We start from the raw sequence: 21,134 nt of genomic DNA on the forward strand, positions 1-21,134 counted from the left end.
TAAAATGAACCAAATGTATACGTTTTCTAACGCCATTAATAACATTTATGTCAGTTACTGAAGTTACGGTGTAAGTTTTATCATCTCCTAATACAATTTCATCTGAAACATTTAAATTAAAATCATATAATAGCTCATCAGTACCATCGACATAACGATAAACGCGTCTGTTGGCAACATCTTCTCTAATATAGTTGTCAGTGCTGTATAAGGTTGGGTCAGTGAATTTTTTATAGGTATAAGAACCAATAACAACATCTGTTCCAGAGTCAATAATGTCATTGGTAGAGCCGCCAAAATTTGCAGTTGTAATATTCCAGCTAGAATTGTTAAGTAGCGGAACGTACTCTTGTGCGTTTAAGAAAAATGAGGTTAAAATAGAAAGGGATAGTATAAAGTAAAAGTAATTTTTTTTCATGGAGGGTTGGTTTTTTTGGTTAAAACTGCTATATATACAACAGTTTGAAAATTAAATTTCCTACCAAGAGAAACTATAAATAGTTTTTAAAAACAAATCAAAAAAAATCTTCTTTTTTAAAAGGTGTTTTCTGTTGTTGCAATATGATATAAGTGATTTTATTGCTCATATCTTGTTTATAATTATTAGATTTTATTCATGGAAATACTTGAGACAATATGTATTTTCACAGTTCGAAAAATTGTAACCTTTGGAAAAATATCTTAGTCAACTTAACGACGCTCAATTAGCACCAACTATACAGAAAGATGGACCAATGATTGTCATTGCTGGTGCAGGTTCTGGTAAAACACGTGTACTTACGTATCGCATCGCTTATTTAATGAGTCAAGGTGTAGATGCCTTTAATATTTTGGCATTAACCTTTACTAATAAAGCTGCTCGCGAGATGAAAGGCAGAATTGCAGATATTGTTGGTGATGGTGAAGCTAGAAACCTCTGGATGGGAACGTTTCACTCAGTGTTTGCTAAAATTCTTCGTTTTGAAGGACACCATTTAGGCTTTCCAAGTAATTTTACGATTTACGATACGCAAGATGCACAAAAGCTTATAAGTTCTATTATAAAAGAAATGGGCTTAGATAAGGATGTTTATAAAGTTAAGCAGGTTTATGGTCGTATCTCTTCGTATAAAAACAGTTTGATTACTGTAAAAGCTTATTTTAAGAATCCAGAACTTATGGAAGCCGATGCTATGGCGCGTCGCCCAAGAATGGGAGATATCTACAAAGAATATGTAGATCGTTGTTTTAAAGCAGGTGCCATGGATTTTGATGATTTGTTGCTTAGAACCAATGAGTTATTAACACGTTTTCCAAATGTTTTAGCGCAATATCAAAATAGATTTCGCTACATTTTAGTAGATGAGTACCAAGATACCAACCACTCGCAATATCTTATTGTAAGAGCATTGGCAGATCGTTTTCAGAATATATGTGTTGTAGGAGATGATGCACAAAGTATTTATGCATTCCGTGGCGCCAATATTAATAATATTCTCAACTTTCAAAAAGATTACGATGGCGTAAAAATGTATCGCTTAGAGCAGAATTATCGTTCTACAAAAATGATTGTTGGAGCAGCCAATTCAGTAATTGAGCATAATAAAACCAAACTAGATAAAGTAGTTTGGACAGCTAATGATCCTGGTGAAAAAGTTATTGTTCATCGTTCGTTAACCGATGGTGATGAAGGTCGTTATGTAGCAAGTACTATTTGGGAAACCAAAATGAATAATCAGCTCAATAATAGTGATTTTGCGGTACTCTATAGAACCAATGCACAATCGCGTGCTATAGAAGATGCTCTGCGTAAGCGCGATATTCCTTATCGTATTTATGGTGGTTTATCCTTTTATCAACGTAAAGAGATTAAAGATGTTACAGCGTACTTGCGTCTTATTTTAAACCCATCTGATGAAGAAGCTCTAAAGCGTGTTATAAACTATCCAGCAAGAGGTATTGGGCAAACTACAGTAGATCGTTTAATTGTAGCAGCAAATGCCACAGGGAAAACGATTTATGACATTATGAAAGATATTGATAGCGTTGCTATTAATATAAACAGTGGTACTAAAAATAAGCTTAAAGATTTTGTAACGCTTATTGAAAGTTACAAGGTAATGAATCAAAATGCTAATGCATTTGAACTTGCCGAACATGTAGCTAAAACTAGTGGTTTAATTAGAGAATTAAACAAAGATGGCACACCAGAAGGTGTTACCAAAATGGATAATGTTCAAGAATTATTAAATGGTATAAAAGACTTTGTAGAAGGGCAGATTGAAATTGCAGATGCTGGTGATTCTTTAGCAGAATTTTTAGAAGATGTGGCTTTAGCTACCGATTTAGACGGAGATAAAGGAGATCCTAATCACGTAGCCTTAATGACTATTCACTTGGCAAAAGGTTTAGAGTTTCCGCATGTATTTATTGTAGGTATGGAAGAAGACTTATTTCCTAGTGCCATGAGTATGAATACACGTAGTGAGCTCGAAGAAGAACGTCGTCTGTTTTATGTGGCACTAACACGTGCTGAAAAGCAAGCCTATTTAACTTATACAGTATCGCGTTATCGTTGGGGAAAATTGATAGATGCTGAGCCAAGCCGATTTATAGAAGAGATTGCTGATGAGTTTGTAAATATTACCACACCATTAAAGGAGCAACGTTTTAATCCAATGCTAGATGCATCAATATTTGATGATGTACCACCAAATAAGGTTCGGTTTGCAAAGCCTAAGACACCAAAGTTTAAAAAGAAAGAGGCTAATAAAAAGCCTGAGAAATTTCAAATTAGTACTCCAAAAAAATTAAAACCTGTCAGTTCTTCTAATGGAGCATCAAACTTATTCGATACCAAACTTATTGTAGGTAATATTGTAAATCATCAACGCTTTGGTAGAGGAGAGGTTGTAAAGATTGAAGGTGTAGGAGGTGATTTAAAAGCCGAAATAAAGTTTGAAAATGGTGCTACCAAAAAGTTATTGTTACGTTTTGCTAAGCTCGAGATAATTTCTTAGATAATATACGCAACCCTTATCAGGTTTTTTCATCTATCAGAAAACGAAATAAATATGAATAATAAATTTGTTTTTTATTTTATTGTGATTTTCTTTTTTAGTTGTGCAAATACTGAGGTCGATAATGATATTAGAGTATTAGTAAAGGGTTTTGTTGTTGATCAAGATAATATGCCTTTGCAAGATGCTAAGATTAGTATATATGCTGATGCGAATAGTTTAGGGGCTTCAGAAGTGCTTTTAGGTGAGGGAATTAGTGATAATGAAGGAGCGTTTAAAATAACTTCACTTTTTGGCTCTAATAATCTGTTTTATGTTACTGTAGAATTAGATAATCATTATTCAAAATATCGTTTTCAGACGAGTACAGAAGAATATATACCAGATGATTTAGTTTTTGATTTAGGAACTGTTGAGTTAGTGCAACTCACTAATTTTAATTATACCATAATAAGAGAAAGTGGAGAGAATACGATTTTAAATTATAGTTTTAGGTTTATTGAGCCTAGTTGTACCGAAGTGTTTAATGAAACTATTCTTGATGTAGAGAATAGTCAGTGTTATGAAGTAAGGCAAATCTCTAGACAGCTTAATAATATTTATCCAAATATAGAAGATAGTCAACTTATAGTGCCATTACAATCTCAAGTAGAATTTATTTATAGTATTAATAATGCAGAGTTTATAAGTCAAATTATTGATGTGAACATTTTAGAATATGAATTTGAATTTAATTATTAAAGTTCTTCTTGGTTTAGTTTTTTGTTTGCAATTACAAGCGCAAAATGCTAAGAATAGTTTAAATCGAGGTGAAGTGCCATCAAAATTTAAATTTTTATATGATGAATCGCGTCAATATATAGGTTCTATTTCTTTTTCTTACCAAATGCCTACCTCTTATGGTGACAATTTTATTGGTGATGCTTATAAAGGTAAAGATGGTTTTGGTTTTGACGCTAATCTTTTTGTTTTTAAGAATTTATATATAGGACTTAACTATGGTATTAAGAATTTTGATATTATAGATAATCAATCTGTAGGGAATTATAATAATACACAAATTGAAGAACGTTACATTACAATTGGTTATGAGTTTTTGCCAGTTTCAAAAATACGATTAGGTATCTATACCTCTGTTATAGGTAAAGCAACACTTTCTAATGATTTAAACAGAGATTCTGGAAACTTTTGGTGTTATGGTTTACGATTGGAATATGAATTTATTAAGAACCTCAACATTATGGTAGCATATAATTGGAGGCAAGTAAAAACAGATATTAGAGTTCCTAGAGAATTACAAAGTTATTTTGAAAAAGGTACGTTTAATGTCCTTAGCTTTGGAGTAAAGTTTACTTTTGGTAAGTATGACTTTGTAGATGCAATCGTATTATAAATTAGTTGTCAACAGTTATTAATATTTAAATTGTTTTGATATTAAAACTTTGTTCTTTTTTTAGTAATTGTAGTATCTTTAAATTATGGCAGAGTTTATAAAAATATATCCAGAAAATCCTAACCCAAAAGCAATTTCAAAAGTTGTTGAGGTATTAAAACAAGGAGGTTTAGTTATTTACCCAACAGATACAGTCTATGGATTAGGTTGTGATATTACTAATGTTAAAGCATTAGAACGTTTAGCAAAGCTAAAAGGAGTTAAACTAGAAAAATCTAATTTTTCATTTATATGCGAGGATTTAAGCAATCTTAGTGATTATGTAAAGCAAATAGACAACTCAGTATTTAAAATATTAAAACGTGCTTTGCCAGGACCTTATACATTTATTCTGCCAGGATCTAAAAGTCTTCCAAATCCATTTAAAAAGCGAAAAACAGTAGGTATTAGAGTGCCAGACAATTCAATTACATTGTCATTAGTAAATGCATTAGGTAATCCGTTAGTATCTACGTCTATAAGAGATGAAGATGATATTGTAGAATATACTACTGACCCAGAATTAATTCTAGAAAAATGGGATAATTTTGTGGATTTGGTTATTGATGGAGGTTATGGAGGTAATGAAGCTTCTACAATTATAGACCTATCAAGCAGCCCTCCAGAAATTATAAGAGAAGGCAAAGGAAGCTTAGAGATATTTTAAATTTTCCGTAAGATTTTTGCAGCTTTACTGCTATTTATATAAAATAGAAGAAGTGAAATTATTCCACAAGCCAAAAAACCAATAAAAAGTGGAGTTACAGAGTTAATAACAAAACCACCAATATGGTTAGCTATTGGTACAGCCATTACTGTTGAGATAAATCCGTTGAGGGCAGAACCTATTCCGGCAATATGTCCCATAGGTTCCATGGCCAAAGCACGTAAGTTTCCAAATAAAAAGCCTATGGTAAAAAACTGAAGTGCAAAAAAGGTAATTAAAACTTCAATACTAGGATTCGCCTTAGAGCTAAATAAAATAATGAATACAAGTGAGGTTAAAATAAAGCTCCACATGGCAAGGTGCACTATACGTTTCATGCCAAATTTTATAACAAGTTGGCTGTTAAAAAATGTAGCTAACCCTACAGAAATAGCTAAGCTGGCAAAAATTAAAGGAAATTCTTCTGCTAAATCATACTGCTTCTCAAAGATTTGTTGAGAGGTACTTAAATAAACCATAAAAGAACCTGTAATAAAGCCAGAAAGAAGGGTGTAAATTACTGCAGCTCTAATCTTAAAAAATTGAATAGTTCCTGTTTTAAAAATACTTAAACGGTATGGAATTCTATATTTATCCTTTAAGGTTTCAGGTTGTCTTAACCAATACCATAATACAACCAGAATACCAAATGCTGTGTTAAATGTAAAAATAGATTTCCATCCATAATGATGCATCAAAAACTGTCCAATGGTTGGTGCAACCACAGGCACAAGAATAAAAACCATTACAACAATCGAAAGAATTTTTGCCATATAATCACCATCGTAAGAGTCTCTAACCATAGCAATACACATAGTTCTTGGAGAGGCTAATGCAATGCCTTGTAATACACGGCCAAAAAGCATCATTTCAAAACTCTTGGTAGTTACGCAAATAATAGATGCAATAATAAAAAGTATAAAACCTACATAAACTATTGGTTTTCTGCCAAAACTATCTGAAAGTGGTCCAAAAATTAATTGCCCAATACCAAGGCCTAAGAAAATAGAAGTAATAAGTTTAGGATTGTCTAAAGGGTTATTAACACTGAGGTATTCACCAATCATAGGTAATGCAGGTAAAACAGCATCAATAGATAAAGCTACAATAGACATAAGTGCAGCCATTAAAACTACAAACTCAAACTGCGACCGATTTTGTTGTTGCATAAAGCAAAAGTAAGTTATTTATTTTCTATTTTTGAGTAGATTTTACATCAAAAAAAGTACTTTTTTAACACATACTTGTTATGCATTTTTGATTCATTTTTTTAATGAATAACGAGCAATATATAAATGAATATGATTACCCAAACGTTAATAAAACTATTTAATAGAGATCTTAATAAATTAATTGAAGAGATAAAAGCCTATAAAAAGGAAGAGAATTTATGGTTAGTGTCTCACCATGTTTCTAATTCAGCAGGCAACTTAAGTCTTCATATAATAGGTAATCTAAATCACTTTATCGGATCTGTTTTAGGTAATTCTGGTTATATAAGACAGCGCGATTTGGAGTTCTCTCAAAAAGATGTTCCTGTTTCTGAAATAATAGAGCAAATTGAGAGTACTATGATTATTGTAGAAAATACATTGAGTAAATTAACAGAAAACGATTTGCAAGAGGAGTATAGGAGAAATCCTTTTGAGAGTTATATGAATACAGAGTATTTTCTTACACATTTATTAACGCACTTAACTTATCATTTAGGACAAATTAACTACCACAGACGATTATTAGATATATAATAAGTTTAAGTGTTTTATAATCTAATTGTTAAGAATTTGTTCATAAATATGTCCATTATTTTTTTGTTATTAAATTTTCAATTCAACCTTAAAAATCAGCATTTTTTGAAAATATTTTTTTGAATCGCTCGCATCCTTGATGTTTGCTAAGGGTTGTCTCAATGTTAATAAAAGTGTTAAAAAAAATGAATTTCTAAACATAAAAAAAGCAGGAATAAATTAGATATTTGATCTCATTCAAATTAATCTAAATACGCTTCCTCATGCAAATCACACTCATCCAAAAACGGGATTTTACCACCAAACCATTTCAATTAAGTAAGATTACCAACGCTGTTCTAAAAGCAATGACTGCCTTAGATCACGGGACTTTAGAGGATGCTGAACGCATCTCTAAAAGTGTTTATGATGTGTTGTTAAAACAAAAAGCGAAAGAAGCAAAATACATTCCAACAGTTGAAGAAATTCAAGATGCTGTTGAAAATGCATTAATGGAAAATTCGTTTTTTGATGTTGCTAAAGCGTATATACTTTACAGAGACGAACAAACGAGAAAACGTAAGACAAATATCTTCGAAAAGCGAATAAATTTAAAACCTTACGAATATCCAGATTTGTATGAATATGTGCCTGCAATTAGACACTCGTATTGGATACATTCAGAGTTTAATTTTACAAGCGATATTCAAGATTTTAAAGCTGGATTAACAGAGGTTGAGCGTAGCGCAATTAAGAATACAATGCTTGCAATTTCTCAAATTGAAGTCGCTGTAAAATCATTTTGGGGAGATATTTACCACAGAATGCCAAAACCAGAAATTGGATCTGTAGGAGCAACATTTGCAGAAAGTGAAGTAAGACATCATGACGCATATTCTCACTTGTTAGAGATTTTAGGGTTAAATAACGAATTTAAAAACCTAAAGAAAAAACCAGTAATGATGCGTCGTGTACAATACTTAGAGAATGCTTTAAAAAACTCTAAGAGTGACGACAACAGAGCTTATGCAGATGCGGTATTATTATTCTCCTTGTTTATAGAACACGTATCGTTGTTTTCTCAGTTTTTAATCATTATGGCTTTCAACAAGCATAAAAATATGCTAAAAGGTATATCTAATGTTGTTGAGGCAACTTCAAAAGAAGAGCAAATCCATGGTGATTTTGGAATAGACATTATTAAGATTATTAAAAATGAAAATCCAGATTGGTTTGACGAAAACTACCACGCAACTGTACAAGATATGTGTAGAGAAGCTTTTGATGCAGAAAGCAAAATTGTGGATTGGATTTTTGAAAAAGGTGAAATAGACTTTTTGCCAAAATCAGTGATTAATGAATTCCTTAAAAATAGATTCAACAAATCATTAGAGAGTATAGGAATAGCATCCGTATTTGAAGTAGATGAGAAATTATTAGAAGAAACCGAATGGTTTGATGATGAAATTATAGGAACTAAGCATGGAGATTTCTTCGTTAAGCGATCTATAAACTACAGCAAGAGAACCCAAAGTATAACCAGTGATGACCTTTTTTAAAAAATGATAGAACAAAACCAGACAAATACCGCAAATAAAACAGAAAATAGAACAGAGAACGAATTAATTAATGCACGTAAAAAGTCATTACAACAATTAAAAACCAAAACTACTGGAGATTTTAGTTGGTTATCTGACCATAGCCGTAAATTCTTGGCTTCTGGTTATTTAACTGAAGGCGTATCTCCAGAAGAACGTATTAAAGAAATTGCAGATAGAGCTGAGCAGATTTTAGGAATTCCAGGATATGCAGATAAGTTTTATAACTACATGTCTTTGGGTTATTATTCACTATCATCACCAGTTTGGTCTAATTTTGGTAAAGAGCGAGGATTACCAATTTCTTGCTTTGGATCTCATGTAGATGATGATATGGGTAATATATTATATACCCAATCTGAAGTAGGAATGATGTCTAAATTAGGTGGTGGTACATCTGGTTACTTTGGTAAAATAAGACATCGTGGTGCCGCAGTTAAAAATAATGGTCAGGCATCTGGAGCAGTGCATATTATGCAGTTGTTTGAATCTATGGTAGATGTTGTAAGCCAAGGCTCTGTAAGAAGAGGTCGTTTTTCTCCATACTTACCTATTGAGCATCCAGATATTATGGAGTTTTTAGAGATAGGAACTGAAGGTAACCCAATACAAGAGTTAACACATGGTGTTACGGTTACTAATAAATGGATGCAAGAAATGATAGATGGTGATGTAGAAAAGAGAACCGTTTGGGCTAAAGTACTGCAACGACGTGGCGAAATGGGTTATCCGTATATCTTCTTTACAGATAATGCTAATAATGGAGCTGCAGATGTATATAAGGATAAAAACATGCCAATATATGCAAGTAACTTATGTACAGAGATTATGTTGCCTTCTAATGATGATTGGTCATTTGTATGTTGTTTATCATCAATAAACGTATTGCATTATGAAGATTGGAAGGATACAGATGCTGTTGAAACCATGGTATATTTCTTAGATGCTATTATTACAGAATTCACTGAAAAATTAGAAGCTTACAAAGATTCTCCAAACAGAGACGATCAACAAACGTTCTTATTTATGGAACGTGCCTATAATTTTGCAAAAGAAAATAGAGCTTTAGGATTAGGTGTTTTAGGATGGCACTCATTATTACAATCTAGAATGTTACCATTTAATAGCCAGGAAGCATTTAATTTAAATAGCCAAATTTTTAAACTCATCAAAGAAAAGTCATATAAGGCTTCAGAAGAATTAGCTGAAAAATTAGGTGAACCTAAACTATTAAAAGGGTATGGCAGAAGAAATGCAACTTTAAATGCAGTAGCACCAACGACATCTTCGGCTTTTATTTTAGGACAAGTTTCGCAAGGTATTGAGCCAATTTGGTCTAATATTTATGTAAAAGATATTGCTAAAATTAAAACCACAATAAAAAACCCATACTTAGAAGCATTTTTAGAATCTAAAGGAAAGAATACTACCGAAGTATGGAGAAGCATTAGAGATTATGATGGTTCTGTGCAGCACTTAGATTTTATGACCGAAGAGGAAAAAGAGGTATTTAAAACCTATTCTGAAATCGATCAGTTAGATATTATTTATCAAGCTGCTAACAGACAAAATCACATAGACCAAGGACAGTCTGTAAATATTATTGTACATCCTGAAATGTCTGTAAAGGATATTAACAAAATTCATATTACAGCATGGGAGTTGGGCTTAAAATCATTGTACTATCAGCATAGTATGAATGCAGCACAAAAATTTAAGCAAAAGAAAGAATGTACAAGCTGTGAAGCCTAAAGAAGAAAAGGTTTAGCTATAAATAAATGAAGCCTGTTTTGTTAAATGCAAAACAGGCTTTTTTTAACTAAATCAAAAATTGAAGTTCTAATCAATATGCTTTAAGAAAGAGTTTCTTTCCTCAGCTTTTATAAAGCAACCACCATTATTTCATAGTTTTTAGCTTATAGAAGCACAACATTTATCGTTTTTACACTTACAATGTTTACGGTTATATAAATGCATAATAACAAGAGCAATAGCTGGTAAGTAAATGCTACTTTCAGGTAGTGTAATAAGTTCTAGTTTTTCATTTAGAATTACTAAGCATAAAGTCAACCAACTTAGCCATAAAGTGTAGTTTATCCATTTTTTAGAACTGTTTTTAGCTGACCAATACACCGCAAAAAATGAAATGCCGATAAACAAGTAGTCTATCATTGACCACCAAATAGGAGCAGTATCACAACATGTAGCCGAGCAAGTTTGAGCTATAAAAAGAAAAGGAGTTGCTATACAGTGGATTAAACATAGACCACTAGCAAAAGCGCCTATAGCATCTGAATGAGTTTGTTTTAGAATTTTTGTAACCATATTTTATTCATCAGTTTACAGTAATCTTCATTTTATTTAGATAATCTAAATACACTTTACGATTTACTTTTACATCATTCCATATGTCTAAGACCATAATTTTAATTTGTTTGTCAACTAACACCTGTATTTCGTTTCTGTAGTTTTGATAGTTTTCAAAGTGAGTTTGTGTTATGAGGTTAAACTTGTTTTGAAATAAAGTGGTAGGGTTGATCCAATACGTGTTTTTTATTATCGAGTTTTTATTAACGTAGCTTTCTTCAATGGGTTTTAAGCGCTCTTTTATTAGATCGTTTGTTAAAGCTAAAACAGATTCATTTAAAGCTTTCTTACTCTTTAGACTATCTTTTATGATAATGCTATTTAAAATTTGAGGAAATTTTTCATTCAATTTTTGTTGTAGTACATTATCTGGAAGTGCTCTTAGTTCATCTCTTTCATCACGTTGAGCATCAATAAAATCTGTCATTAGATTAGCAGGATATTTTGTGCTAACCCATTGGTGTATTGCGCCTGGTATAATGAATGCAAATAACAGCCATATACCGACCATTTTTAAAGTATTATTAATACTGAAAGAACCATATTGTATTAATAAACCAAAAACAAGAGTCCAGATCAATGTGTACAATATTGTCAACCCAAAATAGTTAAGAAAACCATTTAAGTCATTCGTAAAGACTTGAGTTAAAAACCCACCATATAAAAGTAATAATATTAAAAAACCAATGATTAATAAGGCATAAAAGCTTACTCTAACCCATAGCCAAAATTTGGTATTTCCTGCTTGTACTGTAATTAAAGGTAAAATTCCTGTGTCTGCTTCAGTACCTTTTATATTATAAAGACAAATTAATAGTAGTAATGGTAACAGGTATATTATAGAAAAAGTAAAGTCTAAATTACCTACTTGTAGTCGCTCAGGATTTGCTATTTCTTCTGCCATATCTGAGTCATAAGGGCTACTTCTGTCTGTAATACGTTTGTAATAGCCATATTGTTCTGCTTGCCCAACATCATAAACCATTAAGGGTGATGGCGTTTTAAAGTGATATGCATGAGAATACCATAATGCCCAAAATGGTTTTGTAACATCTATCCATGGTCGTGTAGAAGGTCCTTTTTGGTTATTATCGTAAAAAGCAATAATTTCAGATTGAGATTCTTTTGCTTTTTCTTTGATGCGTTCAATTTCAGATAATTGTGTATGGTATAAGCTTGATGCATTATGTAGACCATAAATTGAAGCTAAAATGAACAATACAAGAGCAACTATTTTAAATGGATTTCTTACGAAATGAATCCACTCATATTTAAGAATAGCTAGTGTTTTCATACAATATCCATTCGTTTAGTTCCTAATAAAATCATAACAACAGTAAAAATTGACCATAAAACCAGAATTAAATTATCATTAGCATAGTGTTTCAATACACTTTTAATACTTGTAGTTTTGTATTCAAAATCTTTGATAGATTTAAAGAAATCGTTTTGAGCTTTCCATCTCCAATTACCAGTTTTAGAGCCGCCATATGCATGCTCATCATTTAGTTGTTTAATAAATACACGTCTATAATCTTCAACTTGTCTTAAAAATGCCTGATGATGAAAATTATCACTTCCTGCATAACCCATACTCGAATTTTTAAGGGCTATTAAAGGGCTTACTATGCCAAAGAGTTGAACTTTTTGTTTTTGTTTTTGGAGTACTTTAGAAAGATTTCCAAAGTGTTTATCCCAAACAATATTGCCATAGTCTTCATCTGCTTGCATTCTTATACCATCAAAATTTATAGGTAATTGAGATAGGCTATCTACTTTATATTGAGCTAAAACTTTTTTCTCTAAGTCTTTTCCGCGTCTGTCTCTAGGATTATGTCCATCTATACCTTTAGACCTGTCATCTTGCATAGCAGTTTTAAATTCGTTTCTACTAGGTAAAGGATGCCATTTTTCCACACTACTCATTACAATATTGGGTATAAAAACAGTCCAGAGAATCCATATACCAATCATACTTGTTAAGGCCATTGTAGGATTTTTAAAACGTGTAGAAAGAAAAACGGTAAGGCCAACAATAATAAAGTAATAGAGACTATAACTTGTTATAAAAAAGATAAGTCTATAAAATAGATCTGAATTGAAATTTTCAAAATTCAAAAATGTGTATACCAAAACAGAAAACCCTAATAGAGTTAACCCAAAGAGCCAGATAGCTATGGCTTTAGACAACATGAGACGAGAAGGAGTAGCTCCTTGTAATAAAAGTATTTTTAATCGTCCTTGTTGACGCTCTGAACTGACTGATGAAAATGCCAGAAAGATGAGTAATAAAGGCACAATATATTGAAGTAGGAGAGAAGCTTTTAGCTTTCCGAATTTAGACACACTCATCATTTGAGAAGCTTCAGAATGTACCATTTCATTTTGTACATGGCCTTCAACTCGTAACACATTACCTGTTACACTATTAACACCTTCGTCTAAGTTGGTTAAAACATTAGAAGGCTTAAATACATAGGTACCATAATGCGCTGCACTATGAGGATTCATAGAATCTATACTTTCCCATTGTGCTCTTAGCTCGTCTTTTGCATTATTATAGGTTGCTAATTGCTTGTCGTGTTGTTTGTTAGAAAGAAAAATGGCGAGCATGAAAACTATTAAGAAACCACCAAATAACCTCAATAAATTTGCATTTCTGAGAAGTACTCGCCATTCATTTTTTATAATTTGTTTCACAGTATCTAATTTTGCATGTATTTTAGATATAAAGTTTCTAATTCGTTAGCGCTTACATCTTTACTGTTCAATTCTTTTACAAGTATGCCATTTTTTAATATGCCAATACGATGACACACTTCACGTACTCTAAATATATCGTGAGATGCCATTAATATGCTTGTACCAGATGATGCTAAAGACTGTAATAATGTAGATAATTCGTTACTTGCTAAAGGGTCTAAACCACTAGCAGGTTCGTCTAGTAATAACACTTTTGCTTTTTTTGCATAAGCTATAGCTATACCTACTTTTTGTCGCATTCCTTTAGAATAAGATGAGACTTTTTGTTTATGAGCTTGTTGTTGGAGACCGCAGGTAGTTAAAAAGTCTTTAAGTTCTAATTCTGTATATTTTAAATTTGCAATTTTGCAGAAATAATCTAGGTTTTCAATACCAGATAAGTGGTTGTAGAGGTTAACATTCTCAGGAATGTAGCCTATTAGTTTTCTTGCAGATTCAGAATTTGAAATGATATCAATATCATCAATACTAATAGCACCAAAATCTGGCTTAATGAATCCTAACAGCATATTTATAGTTGTGGATTTGCCTGCACCATTTGCACCTAGAAGGCCTAAAATTTCTCCCTTAGCAATATTTATACTTAGATTATCTACAGCTTTACTACCTTTGAAAGATTTTGAAACTTTATTAATTATTATCATGTGTAATGTTATTGCAGCTTAGTTGCAAAAATAACATAATATTTGATAATGCAACTAAGTTGCAGTAAATTTGTATTATGAGTATTGTAAGAAAAACAAAATCTGTAAATATTATCTTATCTAAATTTGATAAAGGGCATGAGGCTTTGTCTGTAGTTGATCTTGTAGAAGAACTAAAGGAAGATATGAATAAAACTACAGTTTACAGAGTTCTTGATCGTTTAGAGAATGATGGAACTATTCATTCTTTTACAGGAACAAATGGATTAAAATGGTATGCTAAATGTTATCAGTGTACCTCACATCATCATAATGATGTGCATCCTCATTTTGAGTGCAATGCTTGTGGAAAAGTAGAGTGTTTAGACTTAAATATTGCGATACCTCAAATAAAAAATCGGAACATTGAAACAGCAAGTATTATGCTTAAAGGTCAATGTTCCGATTGTATGGCTTAAAACCATAAAGATTTATAAAGGAATATTTCCGTGCTTACGCTTAGGTCTATTCACTTCTTTATTTTCAAGCATACTAAATGCTTTAATTAATTTACGCCTTGTATTTCTAGGTAAAATAACCTCATCTACATAACCACGTTCTGCGGCACTATAAGGATTAGCAAAAAGCTCAGCATATTCAGCTTCTTTTTCTTTCCATTTTGCTTCAGGATCATCAGCAGAGGTAATTTCTCTTTTAAAAATAATTTCCGCTGCTCCTTTAGCTCCCATTACAGCAATTTCAGCATTAGGCCATGCTAAATTAATATCAGCTCCAATATGTTTAGAGTTCATTACATCATAAGCTCCACCATAGGCTTTTCTAGTAATTACTGTAACTCTAGGAACTGTAGCTTCACTAAAAGCGTATAATAGTTTAGCTCCATGTACAATGATACCATTCCATTCTTGATCAGTTCCTGGTAAGAAACCAGGAACATCTTCTAATACTAATAAAGGAATATTAAATGCGTCGCAGAAACGTACAAAACGTGCTGCTTTTTTAGAGCTGTTAACATCTAATACACCAGCTAAGAACATTGGTTGATTGGCAACAATACCAATAGATTTTCCGCCTAAACGTGCAAAGCCTACAATAATGTTTTCTGCATGATCCTTATGAATTTCATAAAACGAATCTTCATCTATAATACCTTCAATAACACTATGCATGTCATAAGGTTTGTTAGGGTTATCAGGTACAATATCCGCTAAGCCCTCTCTTATTTCATCATTAAGGTCAAATGCTATATCTTGAGGTTTTTCTTTATTGCTTTGTGGTAAGTAACTTAAAAGTTTTTTCACGTCCTCAAGACATTCTACATCATTAGCAGATGTTTTATGTGCTACACCTGATTTGGTAGAGTGCACACTTGCACCACCAAGCTCTTCACTAGTGACTTCTTCATTGGTTACTGTTTTTACAACATTAGGACCTGTTACAAACATATAACTAGTATCTTGTACCATAATGGTAAAGTCTGTCATAGCCGGAGAATATACAGCACCACCAGCACATGGTCCCATAATAGCAGAAATCTGAGGAATAACTCCAGAAGATTGTACATTTCTATAGAAAATATCAGCGTAACCACCTAGTGAACGTACTCCCTCTTGAATACGAGCACCACCAGAATCATTAAGACCAATCATTGGTGCACCAACATTAACAGCCATATCCATTATTTTACAAATCTTTTCGGCATGTGTTTCGGATAACGAGCCACCAAAAACTGTAAAATCTTGAGCAAAGACATAAACCAATCGTCCATCTACAGTGCCATAACCAGTAACAACACCATCACCATAAAATTTTTGACTTTCCATTCCAAAATCTTTGGTTCTATGTGTTACTAAAGCACCAATTTCTTCAAAAGAACCTTCGTCTAATAAATAGAGGATACGCTCTCTTGCTGTTAATTTTTTCTTTTGGTGTTGCTTGTCTATTCTAGCTTGACCTCCTCCTAATTTAGATAAGGCAACTTTTTCATTTAATGTTTTTATTTTTGAATCCATAAATATCTTAATTAGGTAATCGTAATAATTTTTGATCTTCTAGGTATTGTTTTAAGGCTAGTTTAGCTGCAATTTCAGCTTCAGCTTTATGCTGATCTTCTAAGAGGCTAGGTGAGTAGTACTTTTTGACAAAGTGCGTATCAAAATCACCACTTCTAAAAGCATCGTGCTCACAAACAAATCGTCCAAAAGGTAAAGTAGTTTGCACACCTTTTACATGATAATTATCAATAGCCTTAATCATGAGCTCAATAGCTTCAGATCTAGTTTTACCATAGGTAATTAACTTAGATAGCATTGGGTCATAATAAATAGGGACATCCATACCTTCTTCAAAGCCATTATCTACTCTTATGTTTTCACCAATAGGTAATTGATATACTTCTAAATTACCTACGCTAGGTAAGAAATCGTTCATAGGATCTTCTGCATATACTCTAAGCTCTAAAGCGTGCCCATTTATTTTAAGATCTTCTTGTTTAATATCTAAAGTTTCACCACGAGCAACTTTAATCTGAAGTTCTACTAAATCTACTCCAGCAATCCACTCAGATACAGGATGCTCTACCTGAAGTCTGGTATTCATTTCTAAGAAGTAGAAATTATGGTCTCCATCCATAAGGAATTCAACAGTACCAGCACCAATATAATCACAAGCACGAGCTACATTTATAGCAGCTTGTCCCATTTTTTCTCTTAATTCTGGCGTTAATATTGCAGAAGGAGCTTCTTCTACTACTTTTTGATGACGACGTTGTACAGAACATTCGCGCTCAAAGAAATGAACAATGTTACCATGCATATCTGCCATGACTTGAATTTCGATATGTCTTGGAGATGTTACGTATTTTTCAACAAATACAGAACCATCACCAAAAGCAGATGTTGCTTCACTGATAGCTCTTTTCATTTGGTTTTCAACTTCACTTTCATTCTCAACAACACGCATTCCTTTTCCACCACCACCTGCAGCGGCTTTTATGAGTATTGGTAATCCAATTCTTTTAGCAATTTCTACAGCTTCTTTAGGGTCTGTTACGGCATGGTCAACACCAGGTACCATAGGAATGTCGTAATCTTTAACTGCATCTTTAGCAGCTAATTTATCTCCCATCATTTTAATGGCTTTAGAACGAGGGCCAATAAAAATGACATCATTCTTTTCGCACAGTTCAGCAAAATCAGCATTCTCACTCAAGAAACCGTATCCTGGATGAATACCATCCACATTCAATGATTTTGCTACTTCTATAATGGTATCACCTTTTAGATAAGATTGGTTTGATGGTGCAGGACCAATACAAACCGCTTCGTCAGCAAATTTTACATGTGGTGCGTTTCTATCAGCTTCAGAAAAAACAGCCACAGTTTTAATTCCCATTTTTTTAGCAGTTCGCATTACACGAATTGCAATTTCTCCACGATTGGCAACTAATATTTTTTTCATCTTGTGCCACGCTTTGTGCGTGGTATCTTTTAATTAAACTTTATTTTTTTAACACGTGAATTTGACGCACCATTTTATTCGAATTCGATTAAAAGTGCATTTTTATCAACCGTATCACCTTGGTCAACTTTTATGGATTTTATAACACCATCTCGAGGTGAGTTTATGACATTTTCCATTTTCATAGCTTCTAAAATTACTAAGGCATCGTCTTCTTTAACTTCTTGAGCTTCCTCAACATTAATTTCTAGAATTAAACCTGGCATTGGTGCCTTTATATCGTTTACTTTTTTTGAAGCTCCTATTTCGAAACCTAAAGCTTCAATTTGCTGATCTAAAGTATCACTGATAACAACATCATAAGTATTGCTATTAACTTTTACAGAGTAAGTTTTTTTGTTAAAATTAGAGGTTAAAATTTTTGCTTTAATTGAACTGTTGTCTTGAAGAATATGATACCTATTCGTTGAAGTTTCAACAGCATCAAGTTGTTCTACGGCTTCTTGGTCTATATTAAACTCATGAGAAGCATTAACTTTTGCTTTATACATTTGTAGAGGTTTGTTAAACTTTGGCTAAATTATATTATAAAAATACCGTAAAATATGAAATTAATCATGTTTAGAAAAGACTTTATTATATAATTGAATTTTGCACGTTTTGTTTTCCGTTTTTATTCATTTTGAGTTAGCTCAAAGTGGTTTAAAATCTGAATTATCTTGATGCCGTTTTATTGCTTTTCTAGATAAATATAAGGCAACAGCAAGTGATATGAATGCTCCAATAGAAATACCTGGAATAAAACGAATAAACAAAAAGAAATCATAAGCACCATGAAAGAGGACTGCTAAGAACAATCCAGCCATATTTAATTTTATTCTATTATTAGAGAACTTAGCTTTGCCCATATAATAACCCATTAAAACACCAAAGGTTGCGTGTGCAGGTACAGCAGTAAATGCTCTAAGTATTGCCGTTTCAAAACCACCTTGTAAGACGTATAAAATATTTTCGGTACAGGCAAAACCCATGGATACCATTACTGCGTAAATTATACCATCGTAGGGTTCGTTAAACGCTTTTTTGGGCTGTGCAAAATACTTTACAATTACATATTTGCTGAATTCTTCAGAAAGCGCCACAACAATAAAAGCTTGTATAAACTGCTGCCAAACACTAAAGGCGTTCGTGACAGGTATAAATCTTCCTGTAAAAAGATATATTACGGTAACTATGATAATACTAACAATAGCACCGAGAAGAAAATTAGCTAATAATAACCCAACGGGTTCTTTTTCGTATTTGTCTTGGAAATAGATGTATACGATAATCACCATTACAGGCGCAATTGCCATGAGAATTAAATTCATAGCATGAAGATATTATATTAATTTAATTTACAAAATTACCTTATTCGTATTTTTGAAATTAGGACATAAAAATTTCAAAGCAATAGTATCTATAAAGTAATTTAGTTTGCTAAATGGATTGCTTTATAGTTTTTAGAACAAACTTATAATACGATGCATTGGTAGTTATAAAATGATGGTTTATAGCACTATTATTGAGTAAACTTTTAAATTCTGAAAACGACACTAATTTTAAAGCTTCAACTTCATCTTCTTGAGGAGTTAAATCACTTAAACCTACGTTTAATTCAGCAATATAAACCTGATGAAATTCATTGTCTTGAATGTTACCATCATCATAAGATGTTTCATGAAGTTCAACACCAATTTTAGTTAAGTCTTTTGGTTGCAATTGTAAACCAATTTCTTCTTTGGTTTCTCTTATAGCTGCCTCTATAAAGGTTTCACCAGCATCTATATGTCCAGCTGCTGATACATCCCAAAGTAAAGGATGAATCGTTTTTTTATGGGAACGTTGTTGTAGTAAAATTTCACCTTTTTTGGTAAATAGCCACACATGAATGGTGTTATGATACCAACCATGTTTATGTGCTTCAGATTTTAAAGCCGTTTTTCCAGTTGGTTCTCCTTTAGAGGTTATAATGTCTATATATTCATCCATATAAAAAAAGATTCCCACTTTCGTGGGAATTTTGATTATTTAAAATAGCTAAACGTTTCTCCGTCTTCGATTTTTAAAAGTGTTTCATATATCAAACGAATCACATTTTCTACATCGGTTTTGTGCACCATTTCTACAGTAGTATGCATGTATCGTAATGGTAAAGAAATTAAAGCAGAAGCAACTCCGCCATTACTATAAGCAAAAGCATCTGTATCAGTACCTGTTGCTCGAGATAGTGCAGCACGCTGAAAAGGTATTTTCTTTTCTTCAGCAGTATCTGTAATTAAGTCTCTAAGCTTTTGTTGTACTGCAGGAGCATATGCAATTACAGGACCATCACCAATCTTAGCTAAACCTTCCTTTTTAGGATCAATCATTGGTGTTGTAGTATCGTGGGTAACATCTGTAACAATGGCTACATTTGGCTTAATGGTTTCTGTAATCATTTCGGCACCTCTAAGACCAATTTCTTCTTGTACAGAATTGGTAATGTATAAGCCAAAAGGTAGTTTCTTTTTATTCTCATGAAGTAGTCGAGCTACTTCTGCAATCATAAAACCTCCCATTCGGTTATCTAAAGCTCTACAAACAAATTTGTCTTTATTTAAGATATGGAATTCATCAGGATAGGTAATAACACAACCCACATGAATTCCCATTTTTTCAACTTCTTTTTTATCCTTAGCACCTACGTCGATACAGATGTTGTCTGGTTTAGGTGGTTCTTCTTTGGCTCTATTTCTGGTATGGATAGCAGGCCAACCAAATACACCTTTTATAATCCCTTTTTTGGTATGAATATTAACCACTTTACTTGGTGCAATTTGGTGATCGCTACCTCCGTTTCTAACTACATATAGTAGCCCATTATCAGAAATATAATTAACATACCAGGAAATTTCATCTGCATGTCCTTCGATAACTACTTTGTATTTCGCTTTAGGATTTATAACAGCAACCGCAGTTCCATAAGTATCTGTTATAAATTCATCAACGTATGGTTTTAGGTAATCCATCCATATTTTTTGTCCTTCCCATTCATAACCCGTAGGTGAGGCATTATTTAAATATTTTTCTAAAAAGTCCATCGACTTTTTGTTGAGTAATTGCTTTTTGGCCATTTCTAAAAATTTTCCCTAAAAATAATAATATTAATACGATTTTAGGGTTAGTGGTAGTAATAATTCTTAATTTTGAATATATCCTAAATTATTCTTTGGAATGGTTTTGGAAGGCACTTTAAATATGAGATATATTACTTATATAGTATTGTTGTTTACAGCCTTAATTTCTGCACAAGAAAATCAGGTAGAGCAAGACTCAACAGTAGTTCATTATATGATAATAGAAGGTGATTCTATACCTGTTACTGAGGTTGAGCTCGATGAAGTGTTAATGCTACCAA

Annotated in this window: 20 protein-coding genes; 8 read left to right on the plus strand and 12 right to left on the minus strand. The window is 32.4% G+C overall.

All coding sequences use genetic code 11. The features are described from left to right. A partial coding sequence (locus N4A42_RS13820; RefSeq protein WP_294075188.1) for a hypothetical protein occupies window positions 1-418 on the minus strand: 418 nt, incomplete at its 3' end. Between the two features lie 250 nt (window positions 419-668). Here N4A42_RS13820 and N4A42_RS13825 point away from each other — a divergent pair. From N4A42_RS13825 to N4A42_RS13840, 4 genes are all read left to right on the plus strand, one after another. After that, window positions 669-2,999, plus strand: a complete 2,331-nt coding sequence (locus tag N4A42_RS13825) for an ATP-dependent helicase (RefSeq protein ID WP_294075192.1) — start codon at window positions 669-671, stop codon at window positions 2,997-2,999. Between the two features lie 54 nt (window positions 3,000-3,053). Beyond that, the gene (locus tag N4A42_RS13830) at window positions 3,054-3,740 is read left to right on the plus strand and encodes a carboxypeptidase-like regulatory domain-containing protein (protein ID WP_294075195.1); all 687 of its coding nucleotides are present in this window, start codon (window positions 3,054-3,056) and stop codon (window positions 3,738-3,740) included. Next, window positions 3,718-4,392 (plus strand): hypothetical protein, encoded by a 675-nt coding sequence (locus N4A42_RS13835; RefSeq protein WP_294075197.1) that lies wholly within the window; start codon window positions 3,718-3,720, stop codon window positions 4,390-4,392. The genes N4A42_RS13830 and N4A42_RS13835 overlap by 23 nt, the downstream gene beginning before the upstream one ends. A gap of 85 nt (window positions 4,393-4,477) precedes the next feature. After that, window positions 4,478-5,098, plus strand: coding sequence for an L-threonylcarbamoyladenylate synthase (locus N4A42_RS13840; RefSeq protein WP_294075200.1), 621 nt, complete (start codon window positions 4,478-4,480; stop codon window positions 5,096-5,098). Here the strand turns inward: N4A42_RS13840 and N4A42_RS13845 are convergent. After that, the gene (locus tag N4A42_RS13845; RefSeq protein WP_294075203.1) at window positions 5,095-6,306 is read right to left on the minus strand and encodes a multidrug effflux MFS transporter; all 1,212 of its coding nucleotides are present in this window, start codon (window positions 6,304-6,306) and stop codon (window positions 5,095-5,097) included. The genes N4A42_RS13840 and N4A42_RS13845 overlap by 4 nt on opposite strands. Before the next feature lie 132 nt (window positions 6,307-6,438). Here N4A42_RS13845 and N4A42_RS13850 point away from each other — a divergent pair, with 132 nt between their 5' ends. From N4A42_RS13850 to N4A42_RS13860, 3 genes are all read left to right on the plus strand, one after another. Beyond that, the gene (locus N4A42_RS13850) at window positions 6,439-6,885 is read left to right on the plus strand and encodes a DinB family protein (protein ID WP_294075205.1); all 447 of its coding nucleotides are present in this window, start codon (window positions 6,439-6,441) and stop codon (window positions 6,883-6,885) included. 263 nt (window positions 6,886-7,148) lie between these two features. Next, complete coding sequence (locus tag N4A42_RS13855; RefSeq protein ID WP_294075208.1) at window positions 7,149-8,423, plus strand: ribonucleotide-diphosphate reductase subunit beta; 1,275 nt, start codon at window positions 7,149-7,151, stop codon at window positions 8,421-8,423. 3 nt (window positions 8,424-8,426) lie between these two features. Then, window positions 8,427-10,214: a ribonucleoside-diphosphate reductase subunit alpha gene (locus tag N4A42_RS13860; protein WP_294075211.1), complete on the plus strand. Its 1,788-nt coding sequence runs from the start codon at window positions 8,427-8,429 to the stop codon at window positions 10,212-10,214. A 159-nt stretch (window positions 10,215-10,373) separates the two neighbouring features. Here the strand turns inward: N4A42_RS13860 and N4A42_RS13865 are convergent, their stop codons facing one another. The 4 genes from N4A42_RS13865 to N4A42_RS13880 are packed head-to-tail and all read right to left on the minus strand — an operon-like array spanning window position 10,374 to window position 14,236. Then, entirely contained in the window at window positions 10,374-10,787 is a 414-nt protein-coding gene (locus N4A42_RS13865) for a MerC domain-containing protein (protein ID WP_294075214.1), read from the minus strand. Window positions 10,788-10,797: 10 nt separating this feature from the next. Further along, entirely contained in the window at window positions 10,798-12,123 is a 1,326-nt protein-coding gene (locus tag N4A42_RS13870; protein WP_294075217.1) for a hypothetical protein, read from the minus strand. Then, complete coding sequence (locus tag N4A42_RS13875; RefSeq protein ID WP_294075221.1) at window positions 12,120-13,529, minus strand: DUF3526 domain-containing protein; 1,410 nt, start codon at window positions 13,527-13,529, stop codon at window positions 12,120-12,122. Before N4A42_RS13875 ends, N4A42_RS13870 begins: the two co-directional genes overlap by 4 nt. Window positions 13,530-13,534: 5 nt before the next feature. Beyond that, window positions 13,535-14,236: an ATP-binding cassette domain-containing protein gene (locus N4A42_RS13880; protein WP_294075223.1), complete on the minus strand. Its 702-nt coding sequence runs from the start codon at window positions 14,234-14,236 to the stop codon at window positions 13,535-13,537. Window positions 14,237-14,313: 77 nt separating this feature from the next. On the opposite strand from N4A42_RS13880, the gene N4A42_RS13885 reads away from it, so the two are divergent. Further along, window positions 14,314-14,694, plus strand: coding sequence for a Fur family transcriptional regulator (locus N4A42_RS13885; RefSeq protein ID WP_294075225.1), 381 nt, complete (start codon window positions 14,314-14,316; stop codon window positions 14,692-14,694). Window positions 14,695-14,706: 12 nt separating this feature from the next. Here N4A42_RS13885 and N4A42_RS13890 read toward each other — a convergent pair whose 3' ends face one another. The 6 genes from N4A42_RS13890 to N4A42_RS13915 form a co-directional block, all read right to left on the minus strand. Further along, entirely contained in the window at window positions 14,707-16,248 is a 1,542-nt protein-coding gene (locus N4A42_RS13890; protein WP_294075228.1) for an acyl-CoA carboxylase subunit beta, read from the minus strand. 7 nt (window positions 16,249-16,255) lie between these two features. Further along, entirely contained in the window at window positions 16,256-17,695 is a 1,440-nt protein-coding gene (gene accC, locus N4A42_RS13895) for an acetyl-CoA carboxylase biotin carboxylase subunit (RefSeq protein WP_294075231.1), read from the minus strand. Between the two features lie 74 nt (window positions 17,696-17,769). Continuing rightward, entirely contained in the window at window positions 17,770-18,246 is a 477-nt protein-coding gene (locus tag N4A42_RS13900; RefSeq protein WP_294075234.1) for an acetyl-CoA carboxylase biotin carboxyl carrier protein subunit, read from the minus strand. A 141-nt stretch (window positions 18,247-18,387) separates the two neighbouring features. Then, window positions 18,388-19,065 (minus strand): PrsW family glutamic-type intramembrane protease, encoded by a 678-nt coding sequence (locus N4A42_RS13905; protein WP_294075237.1) that lies wholly within the window; start codon window positions 19,063-19,065, stop codon window positions 18,388-18,390. Between the two features lie 109 nt (window positions 19,066-19,174). Then, on the minus strand, window positions 19,175-19,744 hold the full coding sequence (locus tag N4A42_RS13910; protein WP_294075240.1) for an NUDIX domain-containing protein: 570 nt from the start codon (window positions 19,742-19,744) through the stop codon (window positions 19,175-19,177). Between the two features lie 17 nt (window positions 19,745-19,761). Continuing rightward, on the minus strand, window positions 19,762-20,850 hold the full coding sequence (locus N4A42_RS13915; RefSeq protein ID WP_294075243.1) for a M42 family metallopeptidase: 1,089 nt from the start codon (window positions 20,848-20,850) through the stop codon (window positions 19,762-19,764). Window positions 20,851-21,134: the final 284 nt, after the last annotated feature.

The organism is Winogradskyella sp. (assembly GCF_025210595.1).
Lineage (GTDB): Bacteria > Bacteroidota > Bacteroidia > Flavobacteriales > Flavobacteriaceae > Winogradskyella.